At 68.2% G+C, this 17636-nt stretch carries 18 protein-coding genes; 11 read left to right on the top strand and 7 right to left on the bottom strand.

From position 1 onward, the window contains the following. Positions 1-51 precede the first annotated feature (51 nt). Complete coding sequence (gene yihA, locus C1746_RS01255; protein WP_162867254.1) at positions 52-660, bottom strand: ribosome biogenesis GTP-binding protein YihA/YsxC; 609 nt, start codon at positions 658-660, stop codon at positions 52-54. A 37-nt stretch (positions 661-697) separates the two neighbouring features. Here yihA and C1746_RS01250 point away from each other — a divergent pair, with 37 nt between their 5' ends. From C1746_RS01250 to C1746_RS01235, 4 genes are all read left to right on the top strand, one after another. Continuing rightward, positions 698-1921 (top strand): lycopene cyclase family protein, encoded by a 1224-nt coding sequence (locus tag C1746_RS01250; RefSeq protein WP_116712896.1) that lies wholly within the window; start codon positions 698-700, stop codon positions 1919-1921. Continuing rightward, a complete protein-coding gene (gene purU / locus C1746_RS01245) occupies positions 1921-2781 on the top strand; it encodes a formyltetrahydrofolate deformylase (RefSeq protein ID WP_116712895.1) in 861 nt (286 codons plus the stop codon). The genes C1746_RS01250 and purU overlap by 1 nt, the downstream gene beginning before the upstream one ends. Positions 2782-2861: 80 nt before the next feature. Then, positions 2862-3896 carry a glutathione S-transferase family protein gene (locus C1746_RS01240; RefSeq protein WP_116712894.1) on the top strand — a complete coding sequence of 345 codons (1035 nt, stop codon included), beginning with the start codon at positions 2862-2864 and terminating at the stop codon, positions 3894-3896. A gap of 52 nt (positions 3897-3948) precedes the next feature. Then, entirely contained in the window at positions 3949-5055 is a 1107-nt protein-coding gene (locus C1746_RS01235; protein WP_116712893.1) for a DNA polymerase domain-containing protein, read from the top strand. Between the two features lie 3 nt (positions 5056-5058). On the opposite strand, the gene C1746_RS01230 is transcribed toward C1746_RS01235, so the two are convergent. Then, positions 5059-5412 carry a response regulator gene (locus C1746_RS01230; protein WP_162867253.1) on the bottom strand — a complete coding sequence of 118 codons (354 nt, stop codon included), beginning with the start codon at positions 5410-5412 and terminating at the stop codon, positions 5059-5061. A 108-nt stretch (positions 5413-5520) separates the two neighbouring features. Between C1746_RS01230 and C1746_RS01225 the strand changes: the two genes are divergently transcribed. The 5 genes from C1746_RS01225 (at position 5521) to C1746_RS01205 (ending at position 9773) form a co-directional block, all read left to right on the top strand. Beyond that, positions 5521-5850 carry a glutaredoxin domain-containing protein gene (locus tag C1746_RS01225; RefSeq protein WP_116712891.1) on the top strand — a complete coding sequence of 110 codons (330 nt, stop codon included), beginning with the start codon at positions 5521-5523 and terminating at the stop codon, positions 5848-5850. 72 nt (positions 5851-5922) lie between these two features. Further along, a complete protein-coding gene (locus tag C1746_RS01220) occupies positions 5923-6768 on the top strand; it encodes a response regulator (RefSeq protein ID WP_116712890.1) in 846 nt (281 codons plus the stop codon). Continuing rightward, the gene (locus C1746_RS01215) at positions 6765-7058 is read left to right on the top strand and encodes a circadian clock KaiB family protein (RefSeq protein WP_205711633.1); all 294 of its coding nucleotides are present in this window, start codon (positions 6765-6767) and stop codon (positions 7056-7058) included. Before C1746_RS01220 ends, C1746_RS01215 begins: the two co-directional genes overlap by 4 nt. Continuing rightward, on the top strand, positions 7055-8590 hold the full coding sequence (gene kaiC, locus C1746_RS01210) for a circadian clock protein KaiC (protein WP_116712889.1): 1536 nt from the start codon (positions 7055-7057) through the stop codon (positions 8588-8590). The genes C1746_RS01215 and kaiC overlap by 4 nt, the downstream gene beginning before the upstream one ends. Positions 8591-8606: 16 nt before the next feature. Further along, positions 8607-9773, top strand: a complete 1167-nt coding sequence (locus C1746_RS01205) for a diguanylate cyclase (protein WP_162867252.1) — start codon at positions 8607-8609, stop codon at positions 9771-9773. 92 nt (positions 9774-9865) lie between these two features. On the opposite strand, the gene purM is transcribed toward C1746_RS01205, so the two are convergent. Both purM and purF read right to left on the bottom strand, forming a co-directional pair. Continuing rightward, positions 9866-10900 (bottom strand): phosphoribosylformylglycinamidine cyclo-ligase, encoded by a 1035-nt coding sequence (purM, locus tag C1746_RS01200; protein WP_116712887.1) that lies wholly within the window; start codon positions 10898-10900, stop codon positions 9866-9868. A gap of 18 nt (positions 10901-10918) precedes the next feature. Continuing rightward, on the bottom strand, positions 10919-12436 hold the full coding sequence (gene purF / locus C1746_RS01195; RefSeq protein WP_205711632.1) for an amidophosphoribosyltransferase: 1518 nt from the start codon (positions 12434-12436) through the stop codon (positions 10919-10921). Between the two features lie 64 nt (positions 12437-12500). Between purF and C1746_RS01190 the strand changes: the two genes are divergently transcribed. Continuing rightward, the gene (locus C1746_RS01190; protein WP_116712885.1) at positions 12501-12953 is read left to right on the top strand and encodes an ABA4-like family protein; all 453 of its coding nucleotides are present in this window, start codon (positions 12501-12503) and stop codon (positions 12951-12953) included. A 150-nt stretch (positions 12954-13103) separates the two neighbouring features. Further along, on the top strand, positions 13104-13568 hold the full coding sequence (locus C1746_RS01185; RefSeq protein WP_205711631.1) for an META domain-containing protein: 465 nt from the start codon (positions 13104-13106) through the stop codon (positions 13566-13568). 7 nt (positions 13569-13575) lie between these two features. Here C1746_RS01185 and C1746_RS01180 read toward each other — a convergent pair whose 3' ends face one another. The 3 genes from C1746_RS01180 to purL all read right to left on the bottom strand — a co-directional run bounded on the left by C1746_RS01180 (position 13576) and on the right by purL (position 17571). Next, positions 13576-14220 carry a DJ-1/PfpI family protein gene (locus tag C1746_RS01180; protein ID WP_205711630.1) on the bottom strand — a complete coding sequence of 215 codons (645 nt, stop codon included), beginning with the start codon at positions 14218-14220 and terminating at the stop codon, positions 13576-13578. Next, on the bottom strand, positions 14217-15236 hold the full coding sequence (locus tag C1746_RS01175) for a GlxA family transcriptional regulator (protein WP_116712883.1): 1020 nt from the start codon (positions 15234-15236) through the stop codon (positions 14217-14219). The genes C1746_RS01180 and C1746_RS01175 overlap by 4 nt, the downstream gene beginning before the upstream one ends. A gap of 106 nt (positions 15237-15342) precedes the next feature. After that, complete coding sequence (gene purL / locus C1746_RS01170; protein ID WP_116712882.1) at positions 15343-17571, bottom strand: phosphoribosylformylglycinamidine synthase subunit PurL; 2229 nt, start codon at positions 17569-17571, stop codon at positions 15343-15345. Positions 17572-17636: the final 65 nt, after the last annotated feature.

The following is a 17636-nucleotide window of genomic DNA, read 5'->3' as shown; positions in this document are numbered from 1 at the left end:
GAATCTGAGCCCTCACCGCCGAACGGACAGTGTGTGAATGGGCAGGCCTGGCTAGTCACCGCTGGGGCGCTCGATCCAGCGAGCCGTGGCGGCGCGAAGTCGATCCATGCCGGTGTTGCGCTCCGCGCTGACCCACATGACGACATCTGTCGGCAGCTCGAGGCCGGCCACCACCTCCCTCCGCCGCGCTTGTCGCCTCGATGACTTCACCTTGTCCTGTTTGGTGGCGACGACCGTGAAGGGCAGGTGGTTGTAGGTCATCCACCGAACGGTTGCGATGTCCAGACGAGTCGGCCCGACGGCGCCGTCGATCAGGCTGATGATCATGCTGAGCGGCTCGCGGTCCAGCAGGTAGGCCTCCATGCGCTCCTGCCACCGCACGCGCAGGGCGGCTGGCGCCTTGGCGTAGCCGTAGCCCGGAAGGTCCACCAGGGTTCCGACGGCGCCCGATGCCGTGGTCGCGTCGAAGACGTTGAGCAGCTGCGTCCGCCCCGGTGTCTTGGACGTGCGGGCCAACCCCGGCGTGCGGGCCAGGGCGTTGACCAACGAGGACTTGCCCACGTTGGAACGGCCGATCACCGCAACCTCGGCTCGCGAGTGAGGCATCTCGGAGGGATCATCGACCGACATCCGGAACCGCAGTTGCAGTTGTCCTGCCATGACGACCAGTCTGCCGAGACCTCTACGATCGTGGCTCATGTCGTCGGCCGACCGAACCACCTGCGACGTCGCCGTGGCCGGTGGCGGGCCCGCCGGATCCGCTCTCGCGCGTCGAGCCGCTGCACGCGGCCTCGAGGTCTGTCTCGTCGACCCGGCTGCAGGACGAGCCTGGCCGGCAACCTACGGGGCCTGGCACGATGAGCTGCCGGAGTGGCTCCCGGACGGGGTCGTCGCCGCGACGATGGCCACGCCACGGGCGATCGCGCGACGTGAGCATCTCATCCAGCGGCCCTACGCCATGCTGTCCACACGCCGCCTCCAGTCGTCCCTGACAGCCCCCCATGAGCGGGTGACCGTCGTCCCGAGTCGGGCGATCAGTTTCCGACGGGGTGCACGTGGGGCGACGCTCCTCCTGGGCGGCGGCGCCGAGGTCGACACGCGGGTCATCGTGGACTGCAGTGGCCCCCGTCGCGTGCTCTCAGGCGGTGTTCCGGCCGGTGTGCGCGCCGAGCAGACGGCGTACGGGATCACCGTGCCCGACCAGGGTGGGATCACGCAGGCCTTCATGGACTGGCGTGCTGACCACGGCCAGAACGGCTGGCCCTCGTTCCTCTACGCCGTGCCGATGGGTGAGTCCGCGGACGGCACCCCGCTGGTGCTGCTCGAGGAGACTGCGCTGGCCCGCCGCCCTGCGCTGCCCGTGCCGGTGCTCGAGCGTCGCCTGCACCTCCGCCTGCGGGCTCGCGGCATCGAGACGTCGGCCGCCCACGCGGAGCAGGTTCGGTTCCCCGTGGACACCCCGCCGACCGCCGGCGTCGGCCCCGTCGTGGCCTTCGGTGCGGCGGCGCCGACCATGCACCCGGCCACGGGCTACAGCCTGGGAGCCTCGTTGATGCTGGTCGACGCCGTCGTCGAGGCCCTGATCGCGGGTCTCCCCGACGAGGTCGAGGCCGCGGCGGCTGTGCGTGAGGTTCTGTGGCCACGCTCCGCCCTCGTCGTCCATCACCTCCGTCGGCGTGGCCTCGAGGCGGTACTCGCCCTGGATGCGGCGGGCGTGGTGGACTTCTTCGACGTCTTCTTCTCCCTACCGACGTCTGCGCAGCGGGTCTACCTCTCGGACCGCAACGATGTCGGAGCTCTCATGGCCGTCATGTGGCAGATCTTCCGACGCGCGGACAACCCGCTTCGCCGACATCTGTGGCGGTGGGGCCTGCCTCCCCAGGGTGACCACATCGCACGGGCCGTGTCACCATCGGGCTGATGACGACCAGCCACATCCTCACGCTCGACTGTCCGGATCAGCCAGGAATCGTCGCTGCGGTCACGGCCGGGATCGCCGGGTCCGGTGGGAACATCCTCTCCAACGTGCAGTTCAGCGAGCCGTCCGTCGAGCGGTTCTGCATGCGGACCCGCTTCACCCTGGCCGCTACCGGCGACCATCACGACCTGGTCGAGGAGCTCGAGGCCACGGTTCGCAGCGCGGTCAACGTGGGGGACGGTGGCCTGCAGATCCGCCCCGCCGAGCACCGGACGCGGACCATCATCATGGTCAGCAGGTTCGACCACTGCCTGCGCGACCTGCTCTACCGCTGGCACGCGGGTGAGTTGCCGCTGGACGTCGCAGCGGTCGTCTCCAACCACTGGGACCTGCAGCCGGTGGCTGCCCAGTACGGTGTGCCCTTCGTCCACGTTCCGGTGACGCGCGAGACGAAGCCGCAGGCGGAGGGTCGTCTGCTCGAGTTGGTCGACGAACACGGTGCCGAACTGGTGGTGCTGGCGCGGTACATGCAGATCCTCTCCGACGACCTCTGTCGGAAGCTCGACGGTCGCGCCATCAACATCCACCACTCCTTCCTCCCGGGCTTCAAGGGGGCCAAGCCCTACCACCAGGCCTGGGAGCGAGGGGTCAAGCTGATCGGCGCCACCGCTCACTTCGTCACCGCGGATCTGGACGAGGGACCGATCATCGACCAGGACGTGGCCCGGGTCTCCCACCTCCAGACCCCCGAGGACCTCGTGATCATCGGTCGGGACGTCGAGCGGATCGTGCTCTCGCGTGCCGTCAAGGCCTTCGCCGAGCAGCGGGTGTTCCGCTTCGCCGAGCGGACGGTCGTCTTCTGAGTCACCTCACATTTGAGTTACTTGTCTTCTGAGTCACCGCAGAGGGATTCGTTTGAATTCGTACGGGTACCGTTCTCCCCATGGCGAAGGATCACACCGAGTACATCGAAGAAGAGTTCACGCGCGACACGGCCTACATCGAGGATCGGATCGTGGCCGAGCCGGACGGGAAGTACGAGTGGCCGGTCGAGCCGGGTCGCTATCGCTTGGCCGTGGCCCACGCCTGTCCCTGGGCCAACCGAACGCTGATCACGCGTCGCCTCCTCGGGCTCGAGGACGCGATCTCGATGGCGATCGCCGGGCCGGTGCACGATAGCGACTCGTGGACCTTCGATCTCGATCCGGGCGAGGTCGATCCGGTGCTCGGCATCCCCAAGCTCAAGGACGCCTACCTCAAGCGCTTCCCGGACTACCCCAAGGGCATCACGGTCCCTGCAATCGTCGAGGTGTCCTCGGGCCGGGTCGTCACGAACGACTTCCCGCAGATCACGCTGGACTTCAACACCGAGTGGACGGCCTACCACCGCGAAGGCGCGCCGAACCTGTTCCCGGAGGAGCACCGGGACGAGATCCTCGAGGTGGCGGACAGCTTCTACGAGGACATCAACAACGGGGTCTACAAGTGCGGGTTCGCCGGCTCCCAAGCGGCCTACGAGAAGGCCTACACCGCCCTGTGGTCGCGGATGGACCAGCTCTCCGAGCGGCTTGAGACGCAGCGCTACCTGGTCGGTGACACGATCACCGAGGCCGATGTGCGGCTGTGGGTCACGCTGGTTCGCTTCGACGCGGTCTACCACGGCCACTTCAAGGCCAATCGGAGCAAGCTGACGGAGATGCCCGTCCTCTGGGCGTACGCCCGCGACCTGTTCCAGACCCCGGGGTTCGGCGACACCCAGGACTTCCAGCGCATCAAGGAGCACTACTACGCCACCCACCTCGACATCAACCCGACCGGCGTGGTGCCGCTCGGCCCTGACGAGCGCGTCTGGGCCACGCCGCACCACCGGGAGGAGCTGGGCGGCAGTCCCTTCGGCGACGGGACACCACCCGGACCGGTGGCCGAGGGCGAGACCGTCGACCCGGCCCACAACCGGGCCCTTGCCCTGCTGAGCTGACGGCGCTTGGGGGCTTCTCCGCCGGCGTCGTCCCGTCAGGCACACTGGTGGCGTGTCCGACAGCGCCGGTGACCCGATCGTGCTCGACCTCGCCGGTCGGGCGGTGCGGATCACCAGCCCCGACAAGGTCTTCTTCCCCAAGCGCGAGGAGACCAAGCTGGACCTGGTTCGCTACTACGAGGCCGTCGAAGAGCCGCTCATGGCCACCCTCGGCCGCCGACCCCTCCTCCTCGAGCGCTTCCCCGACGGCGCCCGCGGCAAGTCGTTCTTCCAGAAGCGGGTGCCCAAGGGTGTCCCGGAGTGGCTGCAGACCACCATGGTCCAGACCGTCAACGGCACGCCGTCCAATGCGCTGGTGGGTGTCGATCTGGCCCACATCGCGTGGGCGGTCAACATGGGCTGTCTGGGCTTCCACGTCTGGCCGTTGCGGGTCGGCGACGACGGGGAGGTGGTCGTGTTCGACTCCGCCACCAGATCACGGATCGAGCAACCTGACATCGACGTCGAGCAGTGGGGCGGGAGGCAACGCCGTGCCGTCGCCGACGAGCTGCGGCTGGATCTCGATCCGGCCAAGGGTGTGGGCTTCGGTGAGCTGCAGCGGGCGGCGTTGCTCCTGAAGGACCTGCTGGACGAACTTGGCATCGCCTGCTTCCCCAAGACCAGCGGGAAGCGCGGCATCCACGTGTACGTGCGACTGGAGCCGAGGTGGGACTCCTACGAGGTTCGTGCGGGGGCTGTTGCCCTGGCACGCGAGCTCGAGCGCCGGCATCCGGAGCAGCTGACCTGGTCGTGGTGGAAGGAGGAGCGGGGCGAGCGGGTGTTCGTCGACTACAACCAGAACGCGCCGCACAAGACGGTGTTCGGTGCGTGGGGCGCCCGTCCCAAGGTCGGTGCGCAGGTCTCCGCGCCGTTCCGATGGGAGGAGTTGGGCGACATCGTCCCCGACGATCTGACCATCAGCACCGTGCCGCCGAAGGTGGCCGCCGAAGGGGACCCCTGGGCCGCCATGTACGACGACCCGCAGTCACTGGAGCCGCTGCTCGCGCTGCACGATCGCGACATGGCGGCCGGGCTGATGGACGCGCCGTGGCCACCGGTGTACCCGAAGATGCCGGGAGAGCCGCCCCGTGTCGCACCCAGTCGCGCCAAGAAGGAGTGATGGCTAGGCGGCGATGATCTGCCGCAATCGCTCCGGCGTCAGATCGGTCTTGTCCAGGATCACGGCGTGGTCGACGATCTCCGGCATGCTGAGCAGCAGCGCCTCCCGGGCGGCGGTGACCACCACGAGGTGAACGTCGGGATGGTGCTCGGCCACCCAGGTGATCAGATCGGTGCCGGGCATCCCCGGCATCATCCAGTCGATCAGGGCCAGCGAAGCCTCGGCCCAGTTGGCGCCCGCCTGCGCAGCCTCGGCGGACGCGAACGCAGACGCCGTGAAGCCGTGGGCCGCCAACGTTCGCACCAGCAGCTCCCGGATCCCGGCGTGGTCGTCGACGACGATGACGAGCTCGTGCATCCGCACCAGAGTAGGGCGGCCGGGAACACGCTGGCCGACCGGAGAGTTCATATGTCCTCCGGCCCCACTCGGCAGACCGATCGACGCCTCGCGAAGGACCTTGCGCCCATGCCCACAACAACCGTTCCGATCACGCTGTACTGGCGCCCCGGCTGTCCCTTCTGTGCGGGACTGCAGTCGCAGCTCGACTCCAGCGGGGTGCCCTACGAGGACGTGAACATCTGGGAGGACTCGCAGGGCGCAGCGTTCGTCCGCAGCGTCAACGATGGCAATGAGCTCGTCCCCACCCTCACCGTGGGTGACCGCTCCCTCTCCAACCCCCAGATCGGCCAGGTGCTGGCTGCCGTCCACGAGCAGGATCCAGAGACCGACCTTCCGGCCCCGCCCGAGCCAACTCGGCTGGCCCGGGGGATCAATCGCCTCCTCGGTGGCGCCTAACCGGCCGCCAGGGCAACGGGCGTCGCCGGACTCGTTTACCATTCCGGGACTGTCACCAGCCCGAAGGTCTGCATGCGCGTCCTGATAGTCGAAGACGACCCCGACTTCCTCGCGCTGGTGCAGACCTATGTCTCGCAGCTCGATGGAGTGAGCACCCACGCGGTGCGGACCTGGGGGGCAGCGCAGGCTGCCCTCGACGACTGCGACGTCGTGCTGCTCGATCTACATCTGCCCGACTCACGCCTGAACCGGAGCATCGAGAACATCCGGGGCCTGGACCCGGGTGTGGCCGTAATCGTCATGTCCTCGTTCCTCAGCCCCGAGGATGAGATCAAGCCGATCCTCGCCGGTGCGCAGGAGGTCCTCCTGAAGGATGAGATCACTGCGGAGTCGCTCGGACGCTCGTTGCGACGTGCGCTGGCACGTCGGCAGACCAGGGCCGCTCGTGGTCCGGAGAGCGCCGAGGAACAGCGAGCAGGTGCGGCCGTGGCGCGGGAACTGGGGCGGCTCAGCGATCGCGAGTCCCTCGGACGCGGGCTGCCGTCCGACCCACTGGTGGAGATGGTGCCCGGTGTTGTGCTGGCCCTGCTCGACGAGCACGAGCGGCTCCTCGACGCGGTCGTCCACGCGCGGACCTCCACGGAGCCGCAGCATCCGCGTGAGGAGATCCGGGCCTACGCCGCCACGCTCGCCGACCTTCGGTTCGGCCCGCGGGAGCTCACGGAGGTGCACGGGGCCGTGCTGCGGCGACAGTTCCGCACCAGCGACCGCGAGTTGGGCGGGGTGATCACCTCGGAGGGGCGGTTGCTGCTGGTGGAGGTGATGGGCCACCTGGTGCGGGCCTATCGCGGGCAGATGATGGCTGGCGTGAACGAGGCGACGCCCGCAGCCGCCGCCAGCACCGGTGGCGCACCGTGACGTCCTCACCGCTCGATTTGACCCTCTACGTGGCGGGCCGAAGCCCAAGAGCCGAGCGAGCGCTCCAGAACCTGCAGCGACTGCTGGACCACCGCGGGATCCCGTTCGAGGTCGAGGTCGTCGACGTGTTGGACCGGCCGGACCTGGCTGAGAAGGCGCTGATCCTGGCGACGCCGACGCTGCTCCGCAACAACCCGCTGCCACCCCGACGGCTGATCGGCGACCTGTCCGACACGGCCGTGGTGCTGCACAGCCTGCAGCTCGACCCTGAGGCGGGCGAGCTCCCATGAGATCACGACCGAGCGTTGCGGGTCTCCTCCACCCGGAGGATGAGGTGGAGAAGACGCCCACCGGCATCTCCGGGCTCGACGTGATCAGCTACGGCGGCCTTCCGAGCAGCCGGCTGACCCTCGTCTCGGGGACGGCCGGTGCCGGGAAGACGATCTTCGCCTGCCAGTTCCTGGCAGAAGGGATCCGGCTGGGCATACCAGGCGTCTTCGTCACGTTCGAGGAGTCCGTCGAGGACATACGACGAAACACCAGCGGTCTCGGCTTTCCGATCCAGCAGTGGGAGCAGGAGGGCAGGTGGGCCTTCGTCGACGGTGCCCCGTCTGACGTCGAGCGACCGGTCGAGTCCGGCCCCTTCGACCTGGAGGGTCTGATCAGTCGCATCAGCCATGCGGCTGACCGGGTCGGTGCCAAGCGGGTGTCGATCGACTCGCTGGGTGCGCTGTTCAACCACTTCGTCAGCGCCGACACCATCAGACAGGAGGTGTATCGACTGGCAACCGCCTTGAAGGCGATCGGCGTCACCGCCGTCCTCACCGCGGAGCGGGACCTCGACTACGGGCCGGTCTCGAAGTGGGGTGTGGAGGAGTTCGTCAGCGACAACGTCGTGATCTTGCGCAACGCACTCACCGGTGAGCACCGTCGTCGCAGCATCGAGATCCTGAAGATGCGCGGGGCGATGCACCACACGGGTCAGTACCCCTACACGGTCGTGCCGCAGCAGGGCATCGTCATGATCCCGTCGGCTGCCATGGAGCTGACCTCGCACGGTTCCGGGCACCGGATCACCACCGGCTCGGACCAGCTCGACCGGATGCTGCACGGCGGTCTGTACGACGACTCGATCGTGCTGCTCAGCGGGGCGACGGGCACCGGCAAGACCCTGATGGCCACACACTTCGTCGCCGGCGGTCTCGAACGCGGTGAGCGGTCCTTGCTGTTGGCCTACGAGGAGGGGCGCGAGCAACTGTTCCGCAACGCCGTGGGCTGGGGCTTCGACCTGGAGCAGTACGAGGCGTCCGGGGACCTGTTGGTGGTGAACGACTACCCCGAGAGCGCATCCCTCGAGAACCACCTGCTCCACGTCCGGCGGGTGGTGTCAGAGTTCCAGCCGAATCGGGTGGCGGTCGACAGCCTCTCGGCACTGGAGCGGGGCTCGACCGATGCGTCCTTCCGCGAGTTCGTGATCGCGCTGACATCGTTCCTGAAGCAGGAGCGGGCAGCCGCGATGTTCACGTCCACGACGGCGTCGTTGATGGGCGGCGCGTCGGTCACCGACGCGCACATCTCGACGCTGACCGACGCGATCATCCTGCTGCGCTACGTCGAACTGGCCGGGCAGATGCGACGTGGGCTGACCGTGCTCAAGATGCGCGGGTCGATGCACGACAAGGACATCCGCGAGTTCACCATCAACGGCGAGGGCATACACCTGGGTTCGGCCTTCCACGGCGTCAGCGGGATTCTGGCCGGAAATCCGCGACAAATCACCTCCGATGAGGTCACACGGATCGAGACCCTCTTTGACGACTAGCGAGCGACCGTCCTCCGTGCCTGACGAGGTTGACCCCGACCTGCGACCTGAGCTCTTCGAGCTGATGGTCCGCGTCAGCACGGACGGAATGCTCGCCATCGATCCCGATGGGATGGTGACCTTCGCCAATGCGGCAGCGGCTGACCTGCTGGGCCGTGACCCGGACGAGCTGATCGGCACCGACCTCGGGCTGCCACTGGCCACCGGAGAGGCGGTCGAGATCGAGTTGATCAGCGGCACTCGCGGGGTTCGAGTGGCCGAGCTCCGCGTGGCCCAGGCAGGCAACGGCACCCAGGTGGCGATGCTGCGCGACGTCAGCCAGCGGGTCCGGATGCGCAAGGAGTTGCAGCGTCTCGCCCTGGCTGACCAGTTGACGGGTGTCGGCAACCGTCGGGCATTCCTGGCGCTCGGGGAGCAGGCGCTCCGAGTAGCCCAGCGAGAGGGCCGCGAAGCGCTGATGGTCTTCATCGACATCGATGACATGAAGTTCATCAACGACCGCTTCGGTCATCGGGCAGGGGATCGCGCAGTCATCGAGACCGCTCACATGTTGACCCGGACGGTGCGTGACTCCGACATCGTGGCCCGCGTGGGGGGTGATGAGTTCTGTGTGCTGCTGACCGGCACGAAGGGTCGTCCGGAGTCACTGGACGAGGCCTTCGACCGGCTCGAGTCGGCCGCGTCGTCCATCGACGACCTGGTGGACTTCCCGTTGGCGGTCACGATCGGTGCTGCGCGGTTCGACCCACACGTCAACCCCTCGATCAGCGAGTTGATGGATGTCGCCGACGCGCACATGTATCGCGAGAAGCGCAAGACCTCAGGCAACATGCGTGTGCTCGTCCTCGGTGACCAGCTGACGGGTGCGATCGTGTCCGAGGCGGTGCCGGCCCATCATCCGATCCAGCAGGTGGAGACGCTGGAGGAGGCACTCGACCGCTGTCGCGAGTCGTCCGTGGACCTGATCGTGGTGGGTGCCGAGGCCCGCGACCTCTCGGAGGCGCTGACGACCCTGCGGAGTCGGCCTGCCACGACGTCGCTGCCGGTGATCGTGGCGCTGTCCTCGCCCGACATCCGGACCGAGGAGACGGCGCTTGATCTGGGGGCCGCCGATGTCATCAACGATGGCATGCCGGCAGCGGTCATCGCTGCACGCTTCCGACGGGCGGTCGGTCGCGGTTGACGTCCGCGCCGGATGGACGGGTCCGGCTCGGCGCGCTGGTGCCTACGCATGCGTGAGTTGTCCCGCCATGAGCGAGGAAGGTCACGCATGCGTCACCGCACGTGCACGCCCGAGGATTCGGTGACGCTCCCCATCACCCACGCGTCTACGCCGTGTTCGGCCACCACCTCAAGAGCACCTGCCGTCCGGGCCGGGTCGGTCACCGCCACCATGCCGACCCCCATGTTGAAGACGCGGAACATCTCCGCGGCGGCGACGTCACCGAGGCCGGCCAGCAACTCGAACAGCGGGCCGGGCTCCCAGGACCCCGTGTCGATCTCTGCGCCGAGCCCCGACGGCAGCACCCGCGGCAGGTTGCCAGGCAGCCCCCCACCGGTGACGTGGCACAGGGCAGACGCGAGCCCCGCCTCCGCCAGTGCGAGGCACGGCTTGGTGTAGATCGCGGTCGGCCGCAGCAACACCTCGCCGAGGGGGGCGTCCAGGCCGTGGGTGTCAGCCAGGTCCACGTCCTCGACCAGACGGCGGATGAGGCTGTAGCCGTTGCTGTGGGCACCACTGGACCGCATGCCGATCAGCTGGTCGCCCGCGCGCACACGATGCGGACCGAGGATCTGGTTGCGCTCGACGATGCCGACGCCGAAGCCGGCCAGGTCGTAGTCGGTGGCCGCCATGACGCCGGGGTGTTCGGCGGTCTCGCCGCCGACGAGCGCGCAACCGGCCTGGACGCAGCCGTCCGCGATGCCGGCGACGACGTCGGTGACGATGTCAGGATCCAGCGCACCGACGGCGATGTAGTCCAGGAAGACCTGCGGCTCGGCGCCGGAGACGACGATGTCATCCACGACCATCGCCACCAGATCGATGCCGACGGTGTCGTGCCGACCCAACTGGCGAGCCAGTGCCAACTTGGTGCCCACGCCGTCGGTTGCGGTGACCATCACCGGCTCGGAGAACCGGGTGGTGTCCAGGGCGAAGAGGCCGCCGAAGCCGCCGATGGAGTCGAGGACCTCCGGCCGTCGCGTCCGCTCGACGTGTGGCTTGATCCGCTCGATGACGGCATCGGCGGCATCCAGGTCGACGCCGGCGGCCGCGTAGGTCTGGCCTCCCGCTGGAGGGTCGGTGGTCACGGGTGTCCTCTACCCGCCTCAGGCCTGGTCGAACAGCGTTGCCATGACCGCCTTGCCGTCCTTGCGCTGCAGCTCCTCGACGGGGATCGGATAGTTGCCGTCGAGACAGGCCATGCAGAGCTTCGACGCCGGCAGCTTGGTCGTCTCGATCAGACCGTCCATCGACAGGTAGGCCAGCGAGTCGGCCCGAAGGAAGGTGCGGATCTCCTCCACGGCCAGGCCGCCGGCGATGAGCTCGGCTCGTGTCGGGAAGTCGATGCCGTAGAAGCAGGGCCACTTGATCGGCGGCGCGGTGATGCGCAGGTGGACCTCTGACGCGCCGGCAGTCTTGAGCATCTGGATCAGCTGCCGTGAGGTGTTGCCGCGGACGATCGAGTCGTCCACCACGACCAGGCGCTTGCCCTCGATGATGTCGACGATGGGATTGAGCTTCAGGCGGATGCCCAGTTGCCGCAGCGACTGGGTCGGCTGGATGAAGGTCCGGCCGACGTATCGGTTCTTGGTCAGTCCCTCGGCGTAGGGGATGCCGCTGGCCGCCGAGTAGCCCCCAGCTGCCGCGAGCCCGGAGTCCGGGACCGGGATGACGAGGTCTGCCTGGACCGGCGCCTCCTCGGCCAGCAGCTCGCCCATGCGCCGGCGAGCGCCGTAGATCGTCGTCTCCTCGGTCATGTGATCGGGCCGCGCCACGTAGATGTACTCGAAGACACACGACTTGGGACGTGCGTCTGCGAACCGCGCCGTCGTGAAGCCGTCGGCGTTGATGGCCACGACCTCGCCGGGTTCGACGTCCCTGACGCGGGAGGCGCCGACGATGTCGAGAGCGGCGGTTTCGCTGGCGATCACCCAGCCGCCGCTCTTGAGGCGACCGATGACGAGGGGGCGGACGCCTTGGGGGTCGCGGGCGCCGTAGATGGTGGTCTCGTCCATCACGACCAACGAGAAGGCGCCGTCGACGTTGGGCAGTACCTGTTGCAGGGCTTCCATGGTGCCGCCGTCGCTCAACTCATCTCGCGTCTCGCTGATCAGCGCGCTGAGCAGGTCGGAGTCGGAGGAGCACTTGTCGCCGGGCAGCTCCGCCAGCTGATCGAGGATCCCGCCGGCTCGGAGAGCAGCGGCTCGGGCGGAGCGAAGATCCTGCAGTTGGCCGGACAGGAACCGCGTGTTCGTCAGGTTGCCGTTGTGGCCCAGGGAGATGACGTGCCCGCCCGGCGTCGAGCGGAACGTCGGCTGGGCGTTGTCCCAGGTCGAGGCGCCGGTGGTGGAGTATCGCACGTGCCCGATGCCCAGGTGTCCCTCGAGGGCGTCCAGGCCGCCGTCGTCGAAGACCTGGTTGACCAGCCCCATCTCCTTGGTGACCAGGATGGAGGTGCCGTCGCTGACCGCGATCCCCGCCGACTCCTGGCCTCGGTGCTGCAGCGCGTAGAGGCCGTAGTAGCACAGCTTGGCGGCGTGCTCGGACGGTGCGAACACTCCGAAGACACCGCAGGCGTCCTTCGGCCCCTCCTTGCCCCACTCGGCCGTCTGGTCTGCGGTCACGCGTAGCAGGGTAGACGGCAGAGGCTCATCGGCCACCGACCCGATGGCGGTGTAGAAGAGGGTCATGACCACCCCCAGCAACTCGACCGAGTGGCAGCCATGGCAGTTGCGGGCCTGGAGCGCGATCAGCTTCTCGACCGTTCCGGTCTGGCTCCTCCTCATCCTGCTGCCGCGACAGAGGCTCACCGAGACCGTCGTGAAGCACACCGCGCCCGTCCATGCGGGGCTTGGCCTGACCTACGTGGGACTGCTGGTCAAGGCGTCCCAGTCAGGCGGCGAACGGGTGAACTTCATTAGCGGGCCCTCGGTCGCCAGAGGCTTCTCCCGCCCCGAGGGGACGTTGGTCGGCTGGACGCACTACCTGACGTTCGACCTCTTCGTCGGTGAGTGGATCTGGCGGACAGCGCAGGAGGAGGGGATCAACGCACGGCTGGCCTGCCTGCTCACGTGGTGGTTCGGACCAGCCGGGTTGACGCTCTTCCTGTGGCAGTTGCGCAGAGCTCGCGCAGCCGGTTGAGAATCCGACCGGCTCGGAGACCGGCGTCTTGGCGCGAGCGACCGGTGATGCAGAGCTCGCGCAGCCGGTTGAGAATCCCACCGACTCGGAGACCGTGATGGCGGGAACGTTCCGGCTCCCGCCAGCGTCGGACCGGACATGCGACATCTGATGCCCAGCCTGACTGTTCTCGCCCTCCTGCTGTCGGCCTGTGCCTCCCGTGCGGGTGAGGTCAGTTCCACCGGGTCAGCCGAGGACACGTCGACCTCGACGGAGGCAGCAGCCGCGGCGCCGCTGACGGCAGACGATCTCATGGGGCGGACACTCGAGGCGACCACGGTGCAGGGCTACGAGATGGTCGACGGGACCGGCATCACGATGACCTTCGAGGACGAGCGAGTTGCGGTCATGGCTGGCTGCAACGTGATCCGATTCGCCTGGTCCGTCGACCAGGACGGTCAGGTGAGCTTGACGAACGGCTCGATGACCCGCCGCGGATGTGCGGAGCCGTTGATGGCGCAGGACCGCTGGCTGATGGATCTGCTGGCTGGAGAAGGCCTGACATGGGAGACCGACGGTGATGCGCTGGTGATCGCGGGCGCGGAGGCGTCCCTGGTCCTGCAGGACGGGGCTTGAGGGCCAGCTACTTCCGCTGCGTGGCGTACTCCTGCACCCGTTGCTTCACCTCCGGCCCGGCTGCCTCGACCGAACCGGCATCGAACGGCGGCTGCGGGTCGTACTCGATCATGAGCTGTGCCGCCTCGGCCGCCGTGCGGTCGATCAACAGCTCGACCAGGCGCAGCGCCATGTCGATGCCAGAGGACACACCGGCTGCGGTGATGATGCGATCATCGAGGTGCTCCACCACACGGTCCGGGACCGGGGTCGCGCCCGTCCCCTCGAGCGTCTCGAACGCCCCCCAGTGCGTCGTCGCGGTCAGCCCATCCAGCAGACCTGCGGCGCCGAGCACCAGCGAGCCGGTGCACACCGACGTCGTGAACGTCGACGTCTCATGTGCAGCGCGGACCCAGTCGAGCACCCGGGTATCGGTCATCAGTGGTCGCGAACCCACGCCTCCCGGAAAGACGATCACGTCCGGCCGGGGCACGTCCTCGAAGGTCGCGTCGCGGGTCACGCCGAGGAAGCCGTTCTCGGACCGGACCTCGCCCCTGCCGTGACCGATGAAGGTCACGTCGATGTCGGGGATGCGTTGCAACACCTCGTACGGCCCGATGCCATCCAGGGCGGTGAACCGGTCGAAGAGGGGGATGACGGCTTGGATGCTCATGCTGAACTCCGTGTTCTGTCGGGTGTTGGGGTTTCGGGTGTTGCCCTGAAGCGACGTCGGTACTGGTCGGGTGAGGTCCGCAGCCGACGGACGAACGTGCGTCGCATGGTCTCGGCTGTGCCGAAGCCGCACGCGCCGGCGATGGCGCTGACGGTGGCGTCGCTGCTCTCGAGGGACCGGCGTGCAGCTTCCAGCCGGACAGCCGCCACGTAGCGAGCGGGGCTCAGCCCGACCTCATCGCTGAATCGTCTGGTGAAGTGCCGTTGGCTCATCCCGGCCCGTCGCGCCATCACCGCGACGCGGTGATCAGCGCCGGGATCCTCATCGATCCGATGCTGGGCCTGCCGAATGGGTCCGGTACGGGCCCGGTCGGTCCAGACCGGCGTGGCGAACTGGCTCTGGCCTCCGGGTCTGCGCAGGAACATCACCAGCCACCGGGCGATCCTCTGGGCGACCTCGACATCGTGATCGTGCTCGACGATGGCCAGCGCCAGGTCGATGCCGGCCGTGACGCCTGCGGAGGACCAAACGGCTCCGTCCTCGATGTAGATCGGTTCTGGATCCACCGTGACGTCAGGAAAGCGACGCGCCAGTCCGTCTGCCCTCGCCCAGTGCGTGGTGACCGTGTGACCATCGAGGAGCCCCGCTGCGGCCGCGACGAAGGCGCCACTGCAGATCGTCAGGACGCGTGAAGCTCGGCGGCCGAGAGTTTCGGCGACCGCTGTGAACGCCGGGTCGTTGGAGACCGTCCGGGTCCCGATGCCGCCGGGGATCACCAGTGTGTGGAGGGGATCAGGAGCCTCGGCGACTCGCACGGTGGCGATGCGAAGGCCGCTCTCGCTGGCGATCACGCTGCCCGTGGGCGTCACCACGGTCAGCTGGTAGGCCGGCTGACGGCCCTGGTCGGCCAACACGGCGTTGGCGCCCGCGAACACGTCGTGTGGGCCGGCGAGATCCAAGGTCTGGATGCCGTCGTAGGCCAGGAACACGATGTTGTGGGCGCTGGGGGAGTCCATCGACCGTACCCTGCGATTCGCACGCTACGGCGTCAATGACACATGCCCCACCATTCGGGACAGCAGATCCCGAAGCGATATGTCCGCCGGGGAGCAGACGCCGTCATCAGGGCCCGAGGAGGTCGGGGAAGACGCGTGCCTGCGCCGTCGCGACGGCATCCAGATCCAGGTCCAGCGAGCCGCCCACCAGTCGACGAGCGTTGGTGGTCAGTCCGAGGACCTCGACGTCGAGGTCGTGCTCACGAGCCAGGGCATCAACCGCGCGCGGGTCAGCCGCCGACACCACGACCCGTCCCGGTGACTCCGAGAACCACATCTGGTGCTCCGGCAGCGGCGTTCGCAGGTCCAGCGTGACCCCGAAGTCCGTCCCGCACGCCTCGACCAGGCTGGTGGCCAGCCCGCCGGTGGAGACGTCGTGCGCACTGGCGATCACCCCATCGGTGCCCGCGATGGCGAGGAAGGTGTGCAGCCGGGCCTCACGTTCGAGATCGATCGGGTCCAGGGAGCCGGCGATTCGCTCACCGGTCACCCAGTCCCACTCGCTGCCGCTGAGACCTGGCGCCGTCTTGGCGCCGATCAGGAGCACCGCGTGCCGGGCCGACGTGAAGCCCGACGGGGTCGCGATGGCGACGTTGGGGTGGACGCCCAGGACACCCATCACCGGAGTGGGGTGGACTGCGACCTCACCGGTCTGGTTGTAGAAGCTGACGTTGCCGCCGGTGATCGGGGTGCCGAGGGCCAGGCACGCCTCACCCATGCCGGTGATGGTGTCGCGGAACTGGCCCATGATCGCTGGGCTCTCCGGCGAGCCGAAGTTGAGGCAGTTGGTCGCGGCCACCGGTCGGGCGCCCGTGCAGGCGACGTTGCGAGCCGACTCGGCCACCACCCGGCGGGCACCCTCCGTCGGATCGAGTGCACACCAGCGTCCATTGCCGTCCGTGGCGATCGCGATCCCACGGGTGACACCCGGATCCAGGCGGATGACGGCCGCGTCGGCACCGATGCCCTGCACGGTGCCATGGCCCACGATCGAGTCGTACTGCTGGGTCACCCACGCCGGCGGCGCGATGTTCGGGCTGGTCAGGACCGCCATCACATCGGCGATCAGGTCACGGCCGTCGGCGAACTGCGCTGCCGCGTCGCCGTCCACGTCGACATCGCGGAGGGGGTGGACCCACTCGGCGACGGGCCGCTCGTACGTCGGACCGTCGTGCGCCAGCGAGCCGGCAGGCGCATCGTGGACCAGTTCCCCATGCCGGTGGAACACCAGCCGGTCGCCACCCGTCACCTCCCCGATGGGGGAGGCGTCGATCTGCCACCGCTCGCAGATGGCCAGCACCTCGTCCAGCTTGTCCGGGCTGACCATGGCGAGCATGCGCTCCTGCGACTCGCTGCACAGGATCTCCCACGCCTCCATCGACGCCTCACGCAGCTCGACCTTGTCGAGATCCACTGACATGCCGAGCCCGGCGGCCGAGGCCATCTCCGAGGTCGAGCAGGCGATCCCCGCCGCGCCCATGTCCTGGATGCCGCTGAGCAGATCGGCGGCGTAGAGCTCCAGACACGACTCGATCAGCTGCTTGCCGGCGAAGGGGTCGCCGACCTGGACGTTGGGCCGCTTGGCATCGTCGATGCCGTCCTCGTCGAACTCCTCACTCGCGAGGATCGAGGCGCCCCCGATGCCGTCGCGGCCGGTTCGCTGGCCGATCAGCACGGCGATGTCGCCGACCGACTCGGCCTTGGCCAGCTGGATGTTGTCGGACGGGAGCACGCCGACGCAGAAGACGTTGACCAGCGGGTTGCCGTTGTAGCAGGGGTCGAACGCGACCTCCCCGCCGACGGTCGGGACCCCGATCGAGTTGCCGTAGTGCGAGATCCCTCGCACGACCCCGTCGACGACCTGGCGGGTCTTGGCCAGCGCTGGGTCGCCGAAGCGCAACGGGTCCATCAGGGCGATCGGTCGCGCACCCATCGTGAGGATGTCGCGGATGATCCCGCCGACCCCGGTTGCAGCGCCCTGGAACGGCTCGACGTAGGAGGGGTGGTTGTGCGACTCGATCTTGAACGTCACGGCCAGGCCGTCGCCGACGTCGACCACGCCGGCGTTCTCCCCCGGGCCGACCAGGATGTTCGGCCCCTCGGTCGGCAGGGTCTTGAGGTAGATCTTGGAGGACTTGTAGGAGCAGTGCTCGGACCACATGACCGAGTACGTCCCGAGCTCGGCAGTCGACGGCTCGCGGCCGAGCGTCAGGACCACCTTCTCGTACTCGTCATCGGTCATCCCGAGCTCACGAGCCAGGGTGCGGGGGTCAGGAGCGGGCGCAGGCGCAGTCATCTGAGCAGGCAGGGTAGACGACCACGATCTCGGCACACATCGACCAGAACCTCCCCAGCAGGTGA

This window comes from Euzebya tangerina, from assembly GCF_003074135.1.
Classification (GTDB): Bacteria; Actinomycetota; Nitriliruptoria; order Euzebyales; family Euzebyaceae; genus Euzebya; species Euzebya tangerina.
Note: the sequence above shows the minus strand (reverse complement) of the source record. Positions and strands in the feature narration are given on the sequence as shown.